Source organism: Lachnotalea glycerini (assembly GCF_003201285.1).
GTDB lineage: Bacteria > Bacillota > Clostridia > Lachnospirales > Lachnospiraceae > Lachnotalea > Lachnotalea glycerini.
Genome location: NZ_QICS01000002.1, coordinates 590,370 through 608,148, shown reverse-complemented (window position 1 = coordinate 608,148; position 17,779 = coordinate 590,370). Strand labels below are relative to the sequence as shown.

Here is a 17,779-nt window from a genome sequence, read left to right as displayed (position 1 = left end):
TTTCACATTTTGTAAGTGATCTTGAAATTTCCCTTAAATGTATTTTTAAGCTGAATTTGAAAGTCGTTAAATGAATTTGAAAGCCGAATTTTGATTCTTTTGTACACCAAGAATCTCTATATTTATTTTTAACTTTTTCCACCACTTTCCCGACCAATCGGACATTTTGTTTTGCAATTGAGGACACAGGTACACAGGACTTAGGACAATATTACAAGGTATATCACGCTGTTCTGGAATGAGGCGAAGTGAGATAAAAGTAGAAAACATTGAATGTAATTGTATTATACGGAGAATTAGAAATGCGACCACAAGAACTAACTAAAAGGACAAAAATAGCGAAACCCTCATATCAACTTTCCAGCTAATATAAGGGTTTCCTTATTTATTTTAGAGAAACCTACGCCAATCTCTTGGCAAATGTCCCCTCTTATTTATTATTCAATGCCGCCTGTGCGGTGGTGTTTGGGAGTGGACTAATTACCCCGGGGTAATGGAATTTTACCCCACCTATTTGGGCAAATGGGTGAAATTTATCTGCCAAGAACTCCAATTTTTAAAAATGCATAATAAAATAAAGGAACTGCCATTTCTGACAATCCCCAACTCTGCATTTCTCTTAAATATAAATCTTTACTTTCAAATCCTCGTACTTGTTAGATTTAGACCATGCCGGATGCGCTTTAAACCACCGCCTCTGGTCATCCGGGGTCACCGTGATAGTCTTGAAATAAACCGGTGTATCGACATGATCAGCCTCCTCTTCCGCTCCGACCTGTAAATTAAGAATCCATTCAAAGTGCTCTTCATAAACCTTTACCCCATAGACATATTTGTTAATAGCATTTTCAGGAAATTCACCATTTTCAAGCTCTAATCCCTGTTCCAGCACCTGGGTTAAGTTTTTCAGCTTATCCGCCACATCCTCTGCTGTAGCCTCTTTGATATCCCCATACTGGATAAGCAATCGTTCCAATTCGGCTATCTTGCTTTCTACTTCCTCACGCTTTGCATAAAAGACTTCCTTGGGAATTTCGTTATTCATCCGCATTTCCAAAAGCACATTGTAGCGATCCCGTTCCCTTTTCAGCCTTTCTTCCGTATCTACTTTGTCCTTAAGTATATCTACTTTTTCCGTATCCACAATACCATTTCCCAATTTTTCTTCTGCTGTCTGGATTGTATCCTCCTTGCAATCAAAGACTGCGTGAAAAACCGATTGTGCCATCGTAAAGAGCTTCCAATCCTGTACCATCGGTATCGGGCAGATTCCTTCAATGCTTAATCCCCTCTTTTTCCTTGCTGATACGGTTCCGGTGGCATTTTGTGAATAACATTTATAGGCATAAGTAGTAATCTCTTTTTTTACGTGCCACTTGGTTTTTAAAAAAGAATGACCGCATTTACATCGAAGCTTTCTTCTCCATAGGTCATTGGAATATACCCCTTTATTCTTATGATATCGCTTAATCATGGGACTTTTCTGCTCCATAATTTTCTGTACCCGTTCAAATTCTTCTTTTGAAATAATCGGCTGATGCCTTCCCTCCACAATAACCTTTTCAACTTCTCCATTATTTGGTGCTCTTTTCTGTTCCAAATAATCCGGTACATATTCCTTGCGATACTCCAATTGCCCACAGTAGAGCCTATTTTTCAGAATGCTGCTAATTGCTGAAAAGCTCCAAATACTCTTTCCCATTGCTGTCAAATCATGGTCATATTCCAACTGCTTTTTGATTTTCTGATATCCCTCTCCTGCAAGGTACATATTATAAATTTTTCGGACTACTTTAGCTTGGACTTCATCGATAACATACTCCTTCCCAATCTTGTCATAACCCATCACATTTCCATTACCGTAAATGACACCATTCTGAAAGGATACCATTTGTCCAGCCTTTACACGGGTAGAGGTTTTCTTTGACTCATTCTGTGCAAGAGTCGCCATAATTGTAAGCCGCAATTCTCCATCCTCATCATTGAGTGTCCAAATTCCGTCCTCAGTAAAATACACTTCAACTCCCATCCTCTTTAATAGTCTGGTCTGCTGAAGTGTATCTACGGTGTTACGGGCAAATCTGGAAACTTCTCTTGTTACGATTAAATCAAACCTTCCCTTTTTAGCATCCTCCATCATTTCTAAAAAGTGCTTTCTTTTCTTGATAGAGGTTCCAGTTATCCCTTCGTCAATATAATATTTATAAAGTATCCAGTCAGGATGCGTGTTAAGCAGATTATCATAATACTGTACCTGATTTTCCAGTGCTGACAATTGTGCTTCATGTTCTGTTGATACCCTTGCATAAATTGCAACTTTTCTGATTCTCATGCGTTCCCCTCCTTCTCATCTTGATAGTCTTTCTATTTGAAACATGCTCAATTAAAGTCTGTTTTTTAGCAACCACCATAATCATAAGAACTCCTTTAGTTTTGATAGTCTATTAATCCCTCTGAACGCTCATAAAGTCAAGCAAATCTCCAGTTTCCATCTCATTTATTCCAATCTCACCGCAGATCTGCTGGTACCTAAATCCGTGTAACATAGTCCAGAGAAATCCACCCATCCCGGTTCTTCTGGTAGGGCTTTAGAAGTCCCCACTTCGTTGCTCCCTGCCCGCCTGACTCTTCCACGATAGTAAACACACCAGTCCCCGTGAATCTACCCGTTTTAGCATAATTGGTTCCAGGGCCTTTTCGGATATTCAAATCCGGAATAGTGACCTTTATCATATAAGAAGACATTGCAGGTAAACTTTCCATAAACTGCACATAATCTTTCCCTGTCGTGATAAAATGACCCGATTTCAGCTTATACCACTTTCCATCTGCACTGATACCCACAACGGTATAAATACCATCATATACGACCTGGCTCACGTTGTTCCCCATACAGGGAGCAGTTCGCATATTCAGTCCGTCTTTTCCTTTATAAAACACGTTCACATAACCGGATAACGGGTTGATGCGCTGGTCTGCACCGCTTGCCGGTACTGCACTGCCGCTTTCCTCGATAATGTTCTTCAAAATAGAAAGAATCTTACTGCCATATCCGGCTCCTGCCGCCCATCCCTTGCCCTGTGGATTCTCCTGGATACCCAGCCATTCCACATAAGGTGCAGAGCCTCTTGTCACATATTGAAACCGTGGATCGATATTTTTGTTTACCAAAGCGTCTGTACACGCATAAGCTTTCAAATGCTGAATCTGGCAACGGATACCAAGTTGTGGTGTGTCAAAGGACAGCCCTTTCATTCCATTCTGCACCACACCCATTCCAGCGAAGTTGTTCTGCTCCAAAGTCACCGCTGACTGCGTAAAACCAAAATCACCTGTCTCTAGGCATGATTGTGCAAAGGCAATGTCTCCCCGGACACCTTCCTCTGCTCCTTCTGACAAATACAGCGGAATCATCTCCAGAACGGACCGTGTCGCCTGCAGATTTTTCTGTTTAATATACTCCTGCATCTGCTCTGCGGCTGCAATAGTGTTTCCCATGATATTTGAATAGGAAGATTTAGCCTCATTATCACCAGAACCACCGCTTTGAATCTGCCGCTTGAACTCCTCCCACATACCCTTTCCCCGGATTTGTGACGGGCAGTTCTTGGCACACACATCATAGTGCTGTAATACCCGTTCATCTGGAATCCCGGTTTCTTCCATCAACTGACAAACAAATGCCACAGTATTTGCAAACGCCTTATTGAAGTCATACCCTGCCTGCACACACATTTCCACACCGATACTATTCTTGTTGTTCACGGGTCCAAACAGCCGCCCGCCATAATTTACCCCTACATGCCAGCATCCATGGTCATGAGCAGTTGTCTGGTATACCGTGTCGTTATCATCCGTATAATAATGGACAGAGGTGCTTAAGTTCCTATTAAACTGTGCTTTGGCATGAGCTAAGGCATCCGCTCCGGCACGGAAGTTGTCAGTATTGTGGATTACGATATACTGCGGATTATTTACGTTGTAAGTGTTATTAGATGACACATAACTCCTATTTATCTTCATGATTTTCATTCTCCTTTAACTGCTCCAGGACATCCCTTATCTTCTTTGGAATGGGAAGCCCAATCAAAGCGGCATTTTCCAGAATAGAAATCCCCTCATTAGACAGATAGAAGAAAATCATGGTTGTCCGCAGGACGCTTCCGTTCTGAATCACATAAGTGTCAATGATATGTGCTACCGCCACCAGTGAAAAAATCACCACCTTCTTGAAAATCCCACGGAAACCAATCTGACTGGAAAGTTCCTTATTTAAAATCCCAACCATCACTCCGGTCATATAATCCACTACAACAAAAACAATCAGTGCATACAAAAACCCGTCAAAACCGCCCAGTACTGCTCCAAGTGAACCGCCCATGGCGGCAAAAACATACTGCATCGTGTTTGCAACATCCTTCATCGTGCTGCCCTCCTTTTATTTTTCTGCACAAAAAAGACAGCCCGAAAGCTGCCCAGCTACTGTGATTTGGAATATCCTCATTCCTGTGTCAGTGTGTATGTTATCTTCATGGTTTTATCTACTGTCTTCACCACTGCCGAAGACAGATTATTAATAGATGCCAGATAAGGTGTCAGCAGGTACATGGTCCGGTATTCGGAACCGTAGCTTCCACCCCAGCCCAGCAGGAAGTTTTTGTACTGGAATAGCGGCGTTGCCGCATCATTGAGCCTTGCGCTCCCCTGAGTTTGGATAACCTTGTCATCAATCGTAATCTGGAAATCCCCTCCGATAATCAAATCACCAATCAGGATCATATAAACCTCGCAGGTTCCTGTGCCACAAAGCGGTTTCCATTTTGAAGTGAACCCTAAATTAATCAATGTTACATCAGAAGAATTCGCCGTATTGATCTTATATACACCTTCTTTATTATTTGCCATAACATACAGATATCCCTTCCGCATACAGCATTTCAAAACCCGCTCCGGGTAAGAACCGCTCTCATCCCGGTTTCCCACATCTATAAGCAATGCATTGGAAAGTACCCATTCACCCTCCGTTATGGAATAATCAGTCTTTGAGATTTTTACCCACACCATGGCAGCATTGCCGGAGGAATTTCCCTCATTGGAAAATCCGTACCAGTAACCATCAGCACCATCTAAAAATTCTCCATAGAGTGTATACTTTCCTAATAAGCGAAAGGTAGTGGTCTGGATTACTTGATCCTCCAATACCGTAAAAGTTGTATCATCCAGTTTCTCATTCAGTCCGATGCTGAAAATGGGAACAAGGACTTTACGTATCCGCACAGCAGAATCCTGATAAGTAATCGAGTAAAGCAGATCATTCTCAAAATCCACTTCCACAGTTTCAAATAGCACCAACTGCTTTTCATTGGACAGACTGCCGATATCCACACTCTTTAACTGCAAAAAGGTGTTGCTGTCATCTACCAGGTTCCCATAGGCATTTGTCCCGCCCTGTGCACTGGTCAATGCTGCCGCTGCAATCGTACCATTCCCTTGGCTTGGTGTGAATTCCCATACGAACTTGTAGCCATTCTCCAGTGTCTTACTCTCCGTCAGATTCAAACTTCCCCTTGCCACATTTGCCGTAGAATTCACATTGTTGGAAGCATAGGCAACTGGCAGGTTATTCGAAGAGGAATAGATATTATCTGCATTCTCGTCCAGTGCTTTGGAGAATAGCAGGATCCCTCCAATCATGTTCGGACAGATGGGAAGTAACCCTTTATTCCATTCAATCCCGTCAATGCTGACTGCTGCCTCATAAAAAACCCCCAGCGGATTCAAACCAAAGATGTGATTCACGGCATTGGTAATCATGTTTTCCTCTTTCACTGTTTTCACTTCCCCGGTATTTACATCCGTAAGTTCCAATGACATCGTCCCTTTTAACTTCATTACAACCTCCTTAACTGGTATCCACTGGTAAGCCAAATGCGCCAATGGAAATCCTGCCCATACTGTCAGCCATCTGCCTCTGCACCAATACCATAGTCTCTATGCCGATGGACTCTGTAAAATCTTTGACCAAAAACCCTGCTCCAAGTTGGAATGCAGAAATGGTTTCCTCTATCGTAATCTTTCCGTCCCAGGCCAGAGCCGCCGCCATGCCCTGTCCGCTGATGGAAGCGATGCAGCCTCCCGTTTCTATGGTTCCGCTTCCGCCTTCCATTCTCAGATACACATTGAACGTATTTGTGAAGTTCGGAATCAGATTTTCGATTGGGTAGTACAACGGCAGTACATGCTTACCGCTGCCCCAGTTCTCTACCGGATAATGAGTCAGAATTTCCTCATCGTTGAATTCGTACTTCACAAATACTGCTGCCTTCCCGTCTGCTGAAAACGTGACCGGCAGTTCTACATTTACAGAAATATCTTGTGTGATTTCCTTTCCATCTTCGTCCTGCGATGAAATAGGAACCACTATGGTTCCTGCTGCCGTTCCCGTCTGCTCCTTCATATCCGCTGTTACTTCCACCAGTACAATGGCAAAGAACTGCACATGGGTTTCCTCTGCCGCCGCAAACTCAATGCTGATAATCTTCACATCTGTATCATTCACCACATATTTCGAAGCATTGGTAAAGGTATGGATTCCTATCTTCCCTGCCACAATCTGGTTCAGCAGTCCGGAAATGTTCTTGTCATTCTTAGACTTTGCCTGCGCCAGTCTTGGGTTCTTCCCTACGCATTTCAGGGAGTGTTTTCCGTTGATTTTTACCTGATATCCGGTGACGCAGGCTAACTGATTTTCATCTGCATGACCGCCGGAGAACACCAGAACATCTCCCAAATCCAATGCCGGATTGCCGATGGTATTCGAATCAAAAGGAACATAACGGATAATAGACAAATCTGTAAGTATATTTTCCAGCAATGTTTTTCTTGTTTCTTCCAATCCAAACTGCAAAAGGGGATTCACGCCAAGGTTCATAGTTAAACCATCGTCCGCCTTTAATGCGTAATACTCGGAAATCTGTGTCTTGATATTCGTGGAACTAATTGCGGTATACCGAGTAATAAAATCAGAGAAGCTGCTGGAAAACCGTTGCCTGTCAGATACTGTCATCACAGGCTGATTCCCATATTTGCGAAGCTCCAGCTTTCCTTCCCGGTTGATGCAGAAAAACCCGCCAAGCACCTGTCCCACATAGAACAGCACATCCCGGTATGTTTCAATGTCATTATCCGTATAAACTGACAGCAGCTCTGAGCCATTGGGCATGGCTTCTATCTCTGCCTGGGTGTGCGCTAGTTCCACGTTACATGCTTTACAGCACAAAGCCAGGAACGCATAGGCATTTCCTGCCGTTTCAAACCCATTGAAGCTTTTTTCAAACCGAAGCATATAATCATATGCCTTGATTTCCAGACAGCGTATGGTGCGGTTTGCTTCACTGATTTCAAAGATTCCCATAGGGATTTCCTCGTACACACCATCGGACACTTCCAGGTGAAAACTCATTCTGATTTCGGCACCCTCCAAAATATAGCGGTCAATCCCGGAAAGCAGCGTGATTCCCAGTTCCGCTGCATACACCGTTCCAATTTCTATCTCCGTACTTCCGCAGCATTGGCTGGTAATATAACCGGAACCTTTGACAATGTCCTCATTGATAAAGGTATATTCCATGCCTGCTTTTGTGGTAATTTTCCCAGTCCAGCAGAACTTCCGGGTGTTCTCCTGCACCGTTTGTAAAAAGGCTTTGCTTGCCGGATACATGAAAACACCACCTTCCTTAGAATTCCCGCAATGTAAAAGATACCGTCCATAAGCCTTTGTAGGAGGTGTCTTTCACCAGGCTTGCTTTATAACCCTCTATATACATCTCTGTCTTACGGATATCCAGTGTTTCTGTGTCAAAATACTCCACGGTTATCTTAGTCTTCCTGCGAAACTCCGCTGTGACCTTTACCCACTTGGGACTTAAGGAAAAGGAAACCGGAATGGTCACCACCCCGCTCCTCACCACATCTCTCTGCGTAGTTCCGGCTTCTGTTTCCCCTCCGGTATCCGCCTCCACATCGGACAGTTCCACTTCATAGGAATCCGGCATGGGAAGCGGCACACTGTCAAAGGTCAGATATTGAACGAATGCCATATTTACCGCCCTCCTGATCTGAGATTCTGCCTGTTCTGTGCATTGACCACCACTTCATCCAGCAAAGTACCGCCAATGTACACCGGGATACAGATGGTTCCCGCACCGCCCATAGTGATTCCGCTTACCGAATCCTTAATGCCGGAAAGCAAGTGACTGATAGAATTAGTAGATGCCGCCTGCTGTGCCATCATATCTGCAGTACGTACCTGTGGGCTGACCACCATATCGGAAGCCACGCCTTTCACGGCGTTTTCCACTAACCCCCGGCTCTTTTCAATGCCCTTTGCTAACCCCGCCATGAAGTCCGGCATCCAGGATTCATATTCCGTAAGCGGTCCTTCGTCCGGTACGGAAAAATGGAGGAATGCCGCAATCTTGTCCGCTATGCTCTTGACCGCATCCACCACATTTCCAACGGCATTACGGATACCGTCTGCGATTCCATTGACAATATCCACGCCCCAGTTCCAGGCACTGGAAGCAAGTCCCTTGATATACCCGGCCGCTTTCTCAAACCCATTTTTTACGGCATTGTATACATTGCTCATGGAACTGCTGATGCCGTTTACGATGTTATTGAAAATATTTGTAACAGCGGTTTTGATGGCATTCAGCACCGTAGATACCGTATTCTTCACAGCATTCCAGGCTGTGCTTACCACATTCTGTACCGTACTCATGACCGTGGTTATTACATTTTTAATACCAATCCATGCCGAAGAAACGATGTTCTGAATCGCATTCAGAACGGTGGTAATAACTGTCTGAATCGTAGTCCATGTCGTAATAAGGAATGTCTGCACCGCCGTAACCACTGTTGTGACCACTGCCTTGATGGCATTCCAAACTGTAGTGAAAATGGTCTGGATTGCTGTCAGCACTGTGGTGATGATAGTCTTATAAATGTTAAAGTAGGTAGTGACAATGGTTGAAATTACCGTCAACACGGTCTGGAACAGGTTCTTGATACCTTCCCACAAAGCGGAGAAAAATGTGGCAATCCCATTCCAGATGGTCTGTGCCACTGTGGTGATTCCCGTCCAGATGGTGGAGAAGAACTGGGAAATCGCTGTCCAGGCTGCACTGGCTGTCTGCTGAATATTCTCCCACAGCCCAGTAAAGAACTCCTTTATTGCATTCCAGATACTGATGCACGCAGCCTTGATTTCATCCCAGTGAGCAATCAATAACTTGCCAATGGCAATTACTGCCACTATCACAGCAATAATAGCCAGGATTGGTACACCCACACTGGCAATGACCGGAATCAAAGCAGAAATGGCAGGTGCTATCATGCCAGCCAGACTCATCACCGCACTGATTCCAGTGGCAATCTTACCTATGATAATCAGTACCGGACCGACAGCCGCCACAATACCTGCAATGATTACAATCATCTTTTTGGTACCATCTGACAGCCCGGAAAACCATGTAGTAAATGCCTGAATTTTCTCCGCCAGTGCCATAATGATCGGAGACAGTACACTCATAATGGCAGAACCCAGTTCAATGGATGTGTTCTTTAACTGGTTTAATGCCTTCTGGATAGTATAGGAGTTGGTGTTCAGTTTCCCGAAAGCTGTCTCCGTTGCCCCGGTAGAATTCTGCATCTGTTCCAAGGTTCCATTAAAGGCTGCCGCACTGTCCCCAAGCAGAATCAATCCGGCTTTTCCTGCTTCTGCACTGCCCCATAAATCACCAAAAGCCAGTCCCTGCTCCTTTGCACTGTCAGAAATAATCTGCAGTACATCGGAAAGGCTGGCTCCTTCCTGCATCAGTTCCAAAAAGGACTTTCCTGTTTTCTCTTTTAAGGTGTCCGACACCTTCGTGCCGGATTTTCCAAGCTCGTTCAGCATGGAGTTCATGTAGGTAGTGGATTCTGCGGTTGCCACACCATTGGATGTCATAATCGCATACCCTGCCGCCACCTGTTCCAATGCCACACCATTAGCTTTCGCAGTAGGAATAATTTTTCCCATGGAAGAGGACAACTCCCCAACTGTGGTCTTACCAAGGTTCTGTGTCTGAATCAGCACATCGGATACATGGTTCACTTCAGATGCCTCCAAACCATAGGCATTCATGATGGTAGTCAGGACATCCAGGGCACTTCCCGCATCCGCAAAACCAGCCCTTGCCAGTTTAGTCGAATTGGAAACGAAGTTGACCGCATCTCCGGTCTTCTGTCCCGCAGAAATAGCATCATAGACATTACCGGCAATCTCCGTGGAACTAATTCCTGTCTGATTGGACAGGTCAAGAATCGCCTTTTCCAGTTCCGATAAGGGCACCTCTGTGGTATCCGCAATGGTATTCACTTTCGCCATGGCATCCTCAAAATCCATCCCCATCTTGGCAGATGCCCCGCCGGCCGCAGTAATGGCTGCGGTAACTGGGAGCATCTTCTTTCCGGCGGAAGTAGCCACATCACCGAACTTCCCAATTTTCTCTGCTGCCTGTGTAAATCCTGACAGGGAGGTATTCGTTTCCTTTGCCTGCTTTTCCAGGTCTTTTAAATTCTGTTCGGTTTCGATGATTTCCCGCTGCAGGGTATCGTACTGGTCTTTGGTAATCTCGCCTCGCTCAAACTGCTGCTGTACCTGCTGCTGGGCAGACTTCAACGCTTCCAGCTTGTCTTTTGTCTCCCCGATGGCATCTGTCAGAAGCCGCTGCTTCTGCGCCAGAAGCTCTGAATTATGCGGATCCAGCTTCAAGAGCTTCTCCACATCCTTTAACTGGGATTGGGTGTTTCGGATTTCCGAATTCACACCTTTTAATGCGGTGGTTAGCTTGGTGGTATCGCCACCGATTTCCACCGTGATACCCTGTATGCGGTTGGCCATGCGATACCTCCTCTATTTTAGAGCAGAAAAAAAGAGCCTCTTAGGCTCAACAAATGTATTGAAAAAGACACCCATCATTGCGACAGGTATCTATGTAATCCTTCTTCAACTATGATTAGATATACTATTTTTGCTTTGCGATAAGGTCATAACTTTCCGCAATCATCCGCTTTATCTCTTGATCCGGAATCGTCCCGTCCAGAATGACAGTGTTCCAATGGTCTTTATTTTGATGATACCCCGGCAAAACAGACGGGTAAGCATTCCTCCAGAAATCCCGCCACTGCGGATCTACTTTCACATTTACCCTCATTGTACCATCTTTCTCATAAGTCCATGCAAATGCCTTTTTGTTCTTCCTAAAACGGAGAAGCACCCAGTTATCATCATGGAACGGTGCATCCGTGTATACAGCCGGCAAAGTCATGCCGTAATCTAAAACTTCCTTTCGCTCAGTCATAGACGCCACCTCCTGGAAAGCGGAATTTACTTACTTTGTCTGCGGATACTGATGAGCTTTAACACATCGTTGTATACTGCCCCGGATGTCTCCAAATCTATCATCAGCCATCTCTGTCCATTCCCTTCTTTTGTTTTAGCATATATTTCTCGAATCTCCCCGGACATTTGCGGCAGCAGATTTTCCACCGACTCCTTTTCTTTATTGCCAACCACCACCAGCACAGTAAAATAATTTTCCTTCGGGTAGACCGTGCATAATGATTTTCCTGCTTTTTTGAACTTTATGTTCCATCCGCGCAGCCAGACATCTTTGCTATATTCTATCTTGCAAAGCACCTTGTACTCGTTCTCCAAATGCTGGCATAACTCGGCGAACAACGGATTGTTTATGAAGGTGCTCATTTCTTCCATATTGGATTCGTAATTCATATCCCTTATATCAATCATTCCTGCTGCCTCCTGAACGAATAACAAGTTAGTGCCAGCTTGCCTAACTGACTTACTTGAAGTTATATTCTTATTTCCACATATAAAACCGCATGGTCTGGATATCCCGCTGCAACTTCCATAATACCGTCTTTCCGTAATTTCATAACTTTGTAAGTGTCTTCGTTTTCACATACAAAATTCCAGTCATAATCATACTTTTCCACGATGATAGTCTTTGAAGCAATCAAATGGTCATTTCGTATATATCCGTAATCAAATTCACCATCCTTATATTTTAATCCCCACGAATACTTATCCTCTGGCGTAAATACGTTTACATTTTCTCCTAACATTTCTTTCATCATATGATAATTGAAAAACCTTGTACAAAGTAGTTCTCCTTTATAATTTTTCTCATACAGCTTTTTGACATTGCTATAGTTTTCGCTCAAATCTCCTCTAATATATGAATTATTGAAATCGCCTGAAACTATTATATTTTCCAGATCGCTGAGATAATTTACCAAATATTCAAATTGCTTATTTCTATCTCTATAGTCATCCTCTGAACCGTCATCTATACGGATACGGACTCCTATAATCTGATATTTTATTCCGTCAATCATTATTTCCACGTGTAATAAATTCGGTGCATTATATATTGCAACATTTGGAATTTTGCTTATTACGCGCGAAACCTTAATATTTCTTCTGACGGCAATAATAATTTGATTTCCCTCTGTATTACATGATTCATAAAAGTTAAATTCATTTAGTTCATTCATTAACGCCAATACAGAAGCGGACTTAACAATCTCCGTAAATATTGCCACATCTTGGCTTTTTACTCTATCCTTAACGAAATCAGCAATTTCCGCTTTTTTAGACTGAAAATGTAAATTCCATTCCATAATTTTAAGTGACGAGGATACTGGCATTTTCTCACCTCACAAAGTACAAATTCATTGTTACATTATATTTTTATTATTTTTTATACAAATCTATATCTGATAACAATTCAAAATTAAAGTTCATTGTTCCTAACGTATTTTTCATGTGTTCATAATCTTTATCCGTATGATAAAAGCAATTAACTATTGCATCTTTATTAATTACCTCTAACACAGCATGATCTGCCTCGCCCAGCGAATGACCTATAATATAAACTTTGTCATAGTGTTCTTTTGGCAAATCTTTAATTATTTGTTTACGCAATGCTAAAGAATCTTTGCTTTTTTCATCTAAAAGCGTAAAAATACGTACCTCATTTTCTTCTATTACCGAAGATACTTCATCAAAAAATCTTTTTATAAAATGACTTTCAACTAGATTGCCTTCCATATCCTCTTCATAATAAGCCATCATTTCAGCAAATCCATGCTTATTCATCCCAAAGTTTTCGATTGTTGGATACTTATCATCAACCATAGATTCTTTCACCTCATCTAAAGTTCCACACCCTATCGCTATTGAATTATCAATATTTCCGTGAATATGCACTATATCTTTGATGCCATAAATAACCTCAACCGCATTTGTATAATTGAAATTTATTATTTTGGTTGAAGCGGATAATATTTCTTCAATTTTGTTATAAATAACTTTGGCTTTCAGCTGCTCATCACAACAATTAGCTTTCAAATATTCTAAAAAATCCTGTTCAAACTGATTTAATAAATTGATAAAAGAAATTATTTTTTCATATTCTTCCATAAATGCTTCTGAAGTGTAATTATAATAATCTACTTCCCCGTATTCGTTAAATCCATAACCTTGAATGATATTATCTATTTCTTCAGTAATATCAATCCCTTTTCTATCTCGCATAATTTTACATAGCAGTTGTTTATATTGACTTTCGACATCTTTCCAATTATTATTTTCATTACGAAAAGCACCGTATTTTTGACTAAAAATGTTATAATTTGATTTTATGAAATTATCAAATTGGGTAGGAAGATCGTGTCCCAAATCAAAACCATTTCCTATTATTGTTAATATTTTCATTCTATGGCTCCCAAATAATTAAGTTCCGATTAGTAAACCCACCAATATGTTCCTGTTTTTCATTGAATCTATCAGCCGATTCCTGCTACCAGTATAGCAGGAATCGACCACCCTATCAACGATAATCAGAACTTATTCATATCCTCCTGAGTTGCCAGCTGGGCATACTTGCATTCATCATTCCTGCTCTCCGCATACATGTCATTAATCAGTCCAATGGAAAGCAGTTCCAAATCCTGCATAGAAAGCCCCAGCTGCACACACCGCAGGAGGAACAGCGGCGTTGTCATTTCACGCTCTGTTGGGCGAAGTTTTTTTTAGCCTCCACATCTGTCTGCACATTCAATCCCCACAACTCAATGAGCTTCGGAAGCACCTGGTAAATGGAAAATGTATTAAATCCATCCAGCCATTCCTCCGGCGTGTCAGGAATGGAATCCTCTGCATGTTTCGCCATCACAAACGCAATATTTTCAAACATCTCCAAGGAAAACAGGTCAAGCCCTGACTCCCCTTCTTCCGAGCCATTCACGCTCTGTTCCAACGCCCGTAAATCCTTATAAATATCCCTCTGGAACTTCAAACGGTAAATCCGTGGAATTGCCGCTGACGCCTTAAATAAAACATCCTTTCCGTCAATCTCAATCGTCCTGATAATGCTCATGTCCTTTTCTGCCTCCTATGATTTTTTCGTATCTGATTCTTTCTCTGCTGTTGCGGCCGCTGTCCTACTTATAGTCTGCGCTGAAAGAGCAGATGCCTGCGCCGCTTCAACTGCTGGAGAACTGGCGGGCATATACACCGCCTCATACCACTTATCGTATACAGCCTGAGTAGTGGAATCTCCAGTCTTTGCCTTCACATAACCGCTTGCCAATGGTCTTGCTTTAATGGTCAGCGTTTCTGTCTGCACTTCCTTGGATTCCTCATTTGTCTTAGACTCAATTTTCGGTCTGGATGCAGAACAATTATATAGCACATGGCGGATTTTCTTCACGTCCCCATCAAACTCAAAGAGCAGGGAAAAGCTGCCTGTCTCCGAATTGCAGTTTTCTACCAGCACCTTGTTAGCATCTGTTTCTTCCTTCAAAATGTCCGTGCGGAAGGACTCCGGAATCATAGCAAGCTCTAAATCCCCGTCATAACCCATGTTGTTATTGATAATGTAATACTCAATGCCATCCGCATAAAAGGATTCCGGCTCTCCATTGGGATCCAGGCTGATGGACACCGCTCCCGGAAGTGCCGCCGGAGTCCCAAAGGTACTCTCCCCATTTTCTCCTGACTTAATCGGTGCATAATGGGCATTGCACAGATTGAACTTCACTTTATTTCCCACTTACTAAACCTCCATTTCATATAATACCTCGTACAGATTTTCTGAATCAATCCATACTTCGCTTTTACCATAAAAAATGCCATGCCTGGTAAGCACAGCCTCTACCTTTTCTTCCAGTTCTATGGATTTCTCATCGGTATACAGTTCCAAATGCAGTCGGTTCACTTTGAAATAAGCGATCCCGTCCGCCGCAAAATTATTGGCACTCGGATAAAGAAAGACTAAAAAGGGCGGCTCCGGGGACTGTCCTTCTACAAAATGGTCATAGGCAAAGGGCAGTCCTGTTTCCTCTGCCATTGCCACTACCTGTTCATGGTTCATCCCGAAAGCCCCCTTTCGATTCTGGAAACCAGTTCTTCTGCTCCTCTCTGTTCCGCCTGAGCAATATGTGGAATGGCAGCCACCCGTCCGCCTCCCCGTTTCGCATGTCCATGTTCCAGAAGATGTGATATCTGATACCGGTCACGGCTGTGTACCACCATGGTGAGGGAATTAGCATTCTCCTTCACCTTCTTCGCCGCCCAGCTTTTCTTGTACTTTCCGGTACGCACCGGGGCATTTTCCTGTATTTCTTTCTTCACAGACTTACTGGTTTCTGTGACACACTCCTTCATTACTTCATTAGATAAATCCGCAAACTCCGCCATGGACTGAGCGATGGCATCTGCCATCTGATCCACGCTCACCCTTCGTTCTGCCATACCCTACCTCTTCACTTTCTCTGCCCGCAGCTTGATGGTTTTCTTCTGGTACTGCATGAAATCCACGAAGGTGATATTGTAGACTTCCCCCTTGAACACAATCCGGTATAAGGTGCTGTCCATGGATTCCAGTTCCCTGCAGTACCGAACAATAAAATAAAGGGAAGCCTCCTGGTTTACCTGTGCCGCCTCCCAGTATTCCCGGCCAGACAGGTTATTCACATAAGCGTGGCAGGAATAGAAATCTACCCATACGTTCTTCTGGTTTCCGGTCTTATCCTTCGTGATATTATTTTTCTGGATAAGGATACGCTCCCGCCACTGTCCGATCTTCATCAGAACACCTCATCCCTCTGCCCGAACAGCAGGCACTTCAGCATCAATGTCAAATCTTTGAAATCCGCCTGCTCCCGGTTCTCGTACAAGTAGGAAATGCCATACAGCACTGCTGTCTTCACCGTATCCGGCACTTCCTCCATCTTATCAAACGTCCGGTGTAAAATGTCACTGCACAGACTTTCTGATGTGGCACACAAGCCCAGCAGAAAATCGTCCTCACCGATGCTGTCAATCCGCACATATTCCTTGATTTCTTCCAATGTAACTACCATAGATGCCTCCTTTCCACATAAAAAAAGACCTGCCCGCTAAAGCAAATCCTAAAAATTGATTCAGGCACCGCTTGCTGCCTTCATGGCTAGCACTTTCACCGCTTCCGGCAGAATCAGCTTACCGTCCACTCTCTGGCTTCCAAGGAAGCCAACCTGGCCGTTGGCTGCGAATAACTCATTCAGACGTTTAAAGGAACGCCCCTGTCTGTCGGCAATCCAGTAATACTTGAAATCACCAAAAGCAATGACTTTTCCCCCTGCCGCAATGGCCGGTGCGTAAGCAGATGTCACTACGGGACGGTTTAAAACTGTATCCGGCTGTCCTGCCTGCACGGAAGGCTGCCAGATATAGGTGCCGTTATTGTCCTTCAGCTTACGGAGTGCCTTTACCGTGGAATCGTTCATCACAAAAGTCGATTTCTTACGGTACGGGCTTTTCACAGAATAGAACAGATCCATCACATCATCAAAAGTAATGTTTGCCGTGGCTGTGGTCACACCCTCAGAAGCTCCGCCGTTGGAATTGAAAATTCCAGTAGGTTTCCCCTTACCATCACCCACAAGGAATGCTTCTTCCTCTTTCGCACCGATTCTTCTTGAAAACTCATTGGAGATATAAGCTTCCATATTAAACACACTGTCTCCCAACAGCTCGTCAGAGACTTTAATCATGGTTGCCACCTTATAAGCCGCAATGGATACCTGTCCAAAAGAATCATCAGATTCCGGAATCTGTCCTTCCTCATCTACCCATGAAGCCTCTCCCTTGGTAGCCACCACCGGAATTTTCCGGTCACCGCTGGAAGTCTGGATTATGGTTGCCAGAGTACGAAACACGTTTTCTTCCTCCAGTCCCTGCACCAGCGTCTGCTCAAACTCATCCGGCACTAAATATCCGCCCTCGGAGTCCGTACCAATCTGCAGTGCATTATTCACATCGTAGTAGTTCTTCTTTCGCATGGCGTTCCAGAACTCCCTGCGGTATTCCATGCCTGCTCTACCCGTCTTTTCTTCACCGGATGGATTCCCGTTTGGTTTGTTGGTAATCGGTGTACTGGTTGGCTTTGACAGTTCAAGATCAATGGCAGCCTGGCGTTCCAGACGCTCAATCTCTTTGCCCAGGTTCACCACATCTGCCTCCATTTTTTCATACGTGGCAGTATCCTCCGTACTAAGGCAGCCGTCTTCCCCACGCTTTTCATCCAGAAGTTTCTTCGCCGCTTCCCATGCCTTTGCTCTTTTTTCCCTTAATTCTAAAATCTGTTTCATGGATTCTTCCTCCTGC

The 17,779-nt window shown here is 43.6% G+C and carries 18 protein-coding genes; all 18 read right to left on the bottom strand.

What is annotated here, in order from left to right:
- Nucleotides 1–619 precede the first annotated feature (619 nt).
- Nucleotides 620–2,332, bottom strand: coding sequence for a recombinase family protein (locus tag C8E03_RS07180; RefSeq protein WP_110290646.1), 1,713 nt, complete (start codon nucleotides 2,330–2,332; stop codon nucleotides 620–622).
- 197 nt (nucleotides 2,333–2,529) lie between these two features.
- Nucleotides 2,530–4,023: an N-acetylmuramoyl-L-alanine amidase gene (locus tag C8E03_RS07175; RefSeq protein ID WP_110290645.1), complete on the bottom strand. Its 1,494-nt coding sequence runs from the start codon at nucleotides 4,021–4,023 to the stop codon at nucleotides 2,530–2,532.
- A complete protein-coding gene (locus C8E03_RS07170; RefSeq protein WP_110290644.1) occupies nucleotides 4,010–4,423 on the bottom strand; it encodes a phage holin family protein in 414 nt (137 codons plus the stop codon). Before C8E03_RS07170 ends, C8E03_RS07175 begins: the two co-directional genes overlap by 14 nt.
- 77 nt (nucleotides 4,424–4,500) lie before the next feature.
- Nucleotides 4,501–5,892, bottom strand: a complete 1,392-nt coding sequence (locus C8E03_RS07165) for a hypothetical protein (RefSeq protein WP_110290643.1) — start codon at nucleotides 5,890–5,892, stop codon at nucleotides 4,501–4,503.
- Between the two features lie 10 nt (nucleotides 5,893–5,902).
- Complete coding sequence (locus C8E03_RS07160; protein ID WP_110290642.1) at nucleotides 5,903–7,720, bottom strand: hypothetical protein; 1,818 nt, start codon at nucleotides 7,718–7,720, stop codon at nucleotides 5,903–5,905.
- 16 nt (nucleotides 7,721–7,736) lie between these two features.
- A complete protein-coding gene (locus C8E03_RS07155; RefSeq protein WP_110290641.1) occupies nucleotides 7,737–8,099 on the bottom strand; it encodes a hypothetical protein in 363 nt (120 codons plus the stop codon).
- Nucleotides 8,100–8,101: 2 nt separating this feature from the next.
- Nucleotides 8,102–10,945: a phage tail tape measure protein gene (locus tag C8E03_RS07150; RefSeq protein WP_110290640.1), complete on the bottom strand. Its 2,844-nt coding sequence runs from the start codon at nucleotides 10,943–10,945 to the stop codon at nucleotides 8,102–8,104.
- A gap of 124 nt (nucleotides 10,946–11,069) precedes the next feature.
- On the bottom strand, nucleotides 11,070–11,405 hold the full coding sequence (locus C8E03_RS07145) for an MmcQ/YjbR family DNA-binding protein (RefSeq protein WP_110290639.1): 336 nt from the start codon (nucleotides 11,403–11,405) through the stop codon (nucleotides 11,070–11,072).
- Between the two features lie 26 nt (nucleotides 11,406–11,431).
- The gene (locus tag C8E03_RS07140; RefSeq protein WP_110290638.1) at nucleotides 11,432–11,854 is read right to left on the bottom strand and encodes a DUF3788 domain-containing protein; all 423 of its coding nucleotides are present in this window, start codon (nucleotides 11,852–11,854) and stop codon (nucleotides 11,432–11,434) included.
- Nucleotides 11,855–11,916: 62 nt separating this feature from the next.
- Nucleotides 11,917–12,774, bottom strand: a complete 858-nt coding sequence (locus tag C8E03_RS07135; RefSeq protein WP_110290637.1) for a hypothetical protein — start codon at nucleotides 12,772–12,774, stop codon at nucleotides 11,917–11,919.
- A 46-nt stretch (nucleotides 12,775–12,820) separates the two neighbouring features.
- Nucleotides 12,821–13,843, bottom strand: a complete 1,023-nt coding sequence (locus C8E03_RS07130; protein ID WP_110290636.1) for an AbiH family protein — start codon at nucleotides 13,841–13,843, stop codon at nucleotides 12,821–12,823.
- Nucleotides 13,844–14,129: 286 nt separating this feature from the next.
- Nucleotides 14,130–14,507 (bottom strand): hypothetical protein, encoded by a 378-nt coding sequence (locus tag C8E03_RS07125; RefSeq protein ID WP_110290635.1) that lies wholly within the window; start codon nucleotides 14,505–14,507, stop codon nucleotides 14,130–14,132.
- Between the two features lie 15 nt (nucleotides 14,508–14,522).
- A complete protein-coding gene (locus tag C8E03_RS07120) occupies nucleotides 14,523–15,182 on the bottom strand; it encodes a major tail protein (RefSeq protein WP_110290634.1) in 660 nt (219 codons plus the stop codon).
- Between the two features lie 3 nt (nucleotides 15,183–15,185).
- Nucleotides 15,186–15,503, bottom strand: a complete 318-nt coding sequence (locus C8E03_RS07115; protein ID WP_110290633.1) for a hypothetical protein — start codon at nucleotides 15,501–15,503, stop codon at nucleotides 15,186–15,188.
- The gene (locus tag C8E03_RS07110) at nucleotides 15,500–15,883 is read right to left on the bottom strand and encodes an HK97 gp10 family phage protein (RefSeq protein ID WP_110290632.1); all 384 of its coding nucleotides are present in this window, start codon (nucleotides 15,881–15,883) and stop codon (nucleotides 15,500–15,502) included. The genes C8E03_RS07115 and C8E03_RS07110 overlap by 4 nt, the downstream gene beginning before the upstream one ends.
- Before the next feature lie 3 nt (nucleotides 15,884–15,886).
- Nucleotides 15,887–16,219: a phage head closure protein gene (locus tag C8E03_RS07105; protein ID WP_110290631.1), complete on the bottom strand. Its 333-nt coding sequence runs from the start codon at nucleotides 16,217–16,219 to the stop codon at nucleotides 15,887–15,889.
- Nucleotides 16,219–16,494 carry a head-tail connector protein gene (locus C8E03_RS07100; protein WP_110290630.1) on the bottom strand — a complete coding sequence of 92 codons (276 nt, stop codon included), beginning with the start codon at nucleotides 16,492–16,494 and terminating at the stop codon, nucleotides 16,219–16,221. The genes C8E03_RS07105 and C8E03_RS07100 overlap by 1 nt, the downstream gene beginning before the upstream one ends.
- Before the next feature lie 60 nt (nucleotides 16,495–16,554).
- Nucleotides 16,555–17,763 (bottom strand): phage major capsid protein, encoded by a 1,209-nt coding sequence (locus tag C8E03_RS07095; RefSeq protein WP_110290629.1) that lies wholly within the window; start codon nucleotides 17,761–17,763, stop codon nucleotides 16,555–16,557.
- Between the last annotated feature and the right edge of the window lie 16 nt (nucleotides 17,764–17,779).